Here is a 3,706-nt window from a genome sequence, read left to right as displayed (position 1 = left end):
GAGCTGGGCCGCTTGAAGCCTCCCCCCTTCCCGCTCTAGCCTGCCCTGGGCCAGGCGGACCAGGAGGGCATGCCAGGCGGGGAGGTCCAGGGCCAGCACCGCCTGGAAGAGGAAAGCCAGGGGCAGGAGGAAAAGGGGCTCCTTGGGGAGGAGGGCGAGAAGGAGGAGGAGCCCTCCCCGGAGGTAGACCCCCAGGAGGAGGAGGCGGGTCCGGTCCAGCCGGTCCAGGAGGAGGCCCGCCAGGAGGTCCAGGGGCAAGGTGAGGAAGGGGAGGGCGGCGAGCAGGGCCAGGGTCCAGGGGTTGCCCCCCAGGCCCAGGAGGAGGGCTAGGGCGGTGAAGGCCAGGCTTCCCCCAAAGACCCCCAGGCCCTCGGCTAGAAGGTACTGGCCCCTCACCGCCACCCCCTGCCCACCAGGGGCACGAGGCCGAGGAGGAGGGCTCCGGCCAGGAGGAAGGGGAGGGGGAGGGCCAGGCCCGCCAGGGCCCCGCCCAGGAGGGAACCCAGGGGGGCGAGGAGGCTGGACACAAAGCCCACCCCGCCCATACCCCGGCCTACCAGCTCCTCGGGCAGCTCCCGGTAGAGGAGGCTGGTCACCAGAAGGCTCCAGAACTGCTGCCCGAGGCCGAACAGGAAGAGGAGCCCCACCGCCAGGGGCCAGGGGGGTAGGAGGGTCAGCCCCAGGAGGGGGGCTCCCAGGAGGAGGAGGCTCCCCCGGGCCAGGTTCCCCCGGCCCAGGGGAAGAAGCTTTTCCAGGAGGAGGGCCCCTGCGGCCGCCCCCAGGCCCCAGGCGCCCGAGAGGAGGCCGTAGACCCAGGCCGGGGCCTCCAGGCCCCGCAGGGTGTAGAGGGGTAGGAGGGCGAAGGTGGCCCCGTGCACCAGGCCGTGGACCCGGGCGATGAGGAAGACCCGGCGGAGGAGGGGGTGGTTCCAGAGGAAGCCGAGCCCGGCAAAGGCCTCCCGCAGGCGGAAGGGCCCGCCGGGCTTGGGGGGAGGGGCGGGGGGAAGGCGGCGGTAGAGGAAGGCGGAAAGGAAGAGCAGGGGGCCCCCCAGGAGGGGAGGCAGGCCGGGGTTTCGGGCGTAGGCGGCCCCGGCCACGGGATCGGAGAGGGTGTCCGCGGCGAAGTGCAGGGCGGAGAGCCGGCCCAGCTTGCCCTCGTAGGCCTCCTTGGGGACGAGGGAGCGGAGGTAGAGGCCTGCGGCCAGGGCGCGGAAGCGGTCCAGGAGCTCGAAGAGGAGGAGGAGAAGGAGGAGGTACAAAAGGGGCAGGAAGGGGGCGGGAAAGAGGGCCAGGGTGAGGAAGCCCTGGCCCAAGGCGGTGAGCACGAGGACCCGGCGCCGCTCGAAGCGGTCCAGGAGGGCTCCGACGAGCAGGCTTGCCAGTCCCGCGGCGTAGAGGAAGGTTTGGGGGAGGACGGCTTCCAGGGGAGCGCGGGCCTTTTCCGCCGCCAGGAGGTACAGAGGAAGGTAGAAAAACCCCGCCCCGAAGAGGCGAAGCCCCTCGGCGGCGAGGAGGAAGGCGTAGGGCTGCGGCACTGTACTAGTCGACACTGGGCTTGGCCTCCTCCATGTCCCCGCCCTTGGTGGCGTCCTTCACCTTGCCGGTGGTGCGCTCCACCACCAGGAGCCTGCCGTCCGGGGTCCACTCCATGTGGGTGGGCGCGTGCAGGTTCCAGGCAAAGGGCCGCACGTGCACCCGCCGGGTCCGGCCGCCGACCTTGACCTCCTGCACTTCCTTGAGCATCTCCTTCACCCCCTTACGGGTTAGCCTCAGGGTAGCAAGAGGAAGGTAACGCCCGCGTAACTCAGAAAGCTCTCATAAAGACTCTAGGGCGTTACGTGGAGGTTACATGGGCCGGGGTAGCCTTCAGGCGTGCGGCTCCTCTGGCTTCTCCTCGCCCTCCTCGGGGGCTCTGGGGTCCTTCCCCAGTGCCTCGCCCCCCACTGCCCGCCCCCGGGGCTTGGGCTCTAAGCGCCACTTCGGCTTTGCAACATGGGATGCCCAAGCCGGGGCTGTGGGAATACCTTTTGGGGCCCCCACCGCGGCCAAAGCTGCGGTGGGGTACCTTAGAGGCCCCACTCCCTCCTGAGCCTTTCCACCCGGGCCTGGGCGATGGGAAGGCGGGGGTCTTGGGAGGGTAGCCTCTCCAGGAGGGCCTCCCAGACCCCCAGGTCCTCCCCCAGGCGCTCGGCCAGGAGGAAGAGGCTTTCCACCTCGCCCTGGGCCAAGACCGCCCGCCTCAGGGCCTCTTCCAGCTCCGCCCTCAGGGCCTCCACCCCCGGGGCCTGGCTCTGGGGGAGGAGGGGGCCCCGGTAGCGGGCAAGGGCCCCGCTCAGGTCTCCTTGACGCAGGGCCCCCCATACTTCCAAGAAGTCCGCCTGTAGGGCCTGGGCCAGGCGGTAGGGCCGGCTTTTCACGGCAAGCCCCCGTTGCTTCAGGCGGAGCACCTCCATGCGGAGGGCGGGCCCGTTGGCCTCCCCGTAGAGGGCCAGGGCCAGCTCCTCCCCCCTCCACCCCTCCTTCCGGGCGAGGAGGAGGACGAGGAGCTCCGCCTGGCGCAGGGGGAGGGGCTTGCCCCCAAGCCTTGGCTCTCCCAGGGCCTGGAAGTGGGCCGAGGGGCTTGCGGCCCAGAGGAGCTCCTGCCCCCTCCGGGAGAGCTCTCCCAGGAGGGGGTGGGGCCTTCCCAGGAAGAGGAGGCCCCGCATGGCCTCCTCCGCCACCTCCTCCAGGAGGAGGGGCAGGGTCTTGGCCACCCCTTCCTCGTCCTCCCGGTAGAGCCCTTCGGCCAAGGCGAGGAGGGCCTGGGTGAGGGGCTCCTTGGCCCAGGGCCTCGCCGCCAGGAGGAAGGGGAGGACCTCCTTCCCCAGGAGGCGCACCCCGGCGGGGGCGAGGTAGGGAAGGGCGGGAAGAGGGGCCTCGCCCAGAGCCTTCCGCAGGTAGGCCCTCCCCGAGGCCTCCTCCCCCTGGAGGAAGCGCAGGTGGGCCATGAGGAAGCGGGCGTAGAGCCCCGTGCCCCCCTCCAGGGCCAGGAGTTCCACCTGCCGGAGGAGGTCGGGGAGGGGAGGGTCCTCCTCGGCGAGGAGGGCGAGCCAGGCCCACTCCAGGAGGGCGAAGGGGCCAAAGCCCCGGGCAAGGGCAAGAGCGGCGTAGCCCAGGGCCTCCCTGAGGCGGCCAAGCCCCCTTAGGGCGCGGGCCAGGGCGAAGGCGAGGCGGGCCTCGGCCTTGGGGTCTCCCTGGAAGCGGTGGAGGGCCTCCTCCAGGGCCAGGGCCCCCGCCTTTGGAGGGAGGGCCAGGCCCAGGTGGTAGAGGGTGAGGGGGGTCTGGGCCCTTCGGGCGGCCTCCAGGGCCAGGGCGCGGTAGGCCCGAAGGTTCCCCTTACGGGCCTCTACGAAGCCTAGAAGGGCCAGGCGCTCGGCCTCCGGGAGGCCTTCTTGGGAAGTTTGGAGGAGGGCTTCCGCCTCCCGGTCCCGCCCTTCCTCCAGGAGGCGGAGGGCGGGGGCCAGGGGGCTTGCCGGGAAATCCAGGGCCATGGAGCCATTTTAGACGTGTGAGGGCCTGGGCTTCCGCCCCTGCGGCTCTGACCCTCGAGGTCCGCTGACGACACCTACCATATAAGAGGCTGTCGTAAAAGTCCTCCACGGCCAGCTACGCGGCCCTAGCCAGCCGCTTCACCAACAAGCGTAGCATGCCCAGATACACCCAGGCC

At 71.3% G+C, this 3,706-nt stretch carries 2 protein-coding genes and 2 pseudogenes; all 4 read right to left on the bottom strand.

What is annotated here, in order from left to right:
- A pseudogene (locus B128_RS0100125) lies at positions 1-396 on the bottom strand (hypothetical protein); the annotation flags it as partial.
- On the bottom strand, positions 393-1,535 hold the full coding sequence (locus B128_RS0100120) for an MFS transporter (RefSeq protein WP_008632323.1): 1,143 nt from the start codon (positions 1,533-1,535) through the stop codon (positions 393-395). The pseudogene B128_RS0100125 and the gene B128_RS0100120, both read right to left, overlap by 4 nt.
- Positions 1,536-1,551: 16 nt before the next feature.
- Positions 1,552-1,743 (bottom strand): annotated as a pseudogene (locus B128_RS0100115) (hypothetical protein); the annotation flags it as partial.
- A 323-nt stretch (positions 1,744-2,066) separates the two neighbouring features.
- Positions 2,067-3,530: an ATP-binding protein gene (locus B128_RS0100105; RefSeq protein WP_018110282.1), complete on the bottom strand. Its 1,464-nt coding sequence runs from the start codon at positions 3,528-3,530 to the stop codon at positions 2,067-2,069.
- Between the last annotated feature and the right edge of the window lie 176 nt (positions 3,531-3,706).

The organism is Thermus igniterrae ATCC 700962 (assembly GCF_000376265.1).
Classification (GTDB): Bacteria; Deinococcota; Deinococci; order Deinococcales; family Thermaceae; genus Thermus; species Thermus igniterrae.
The sequence above is the reverse complement of the archived record's forward strand: the minus strand, read 5'-3'. Positions and strand labels throughout refer to the sequence as shown.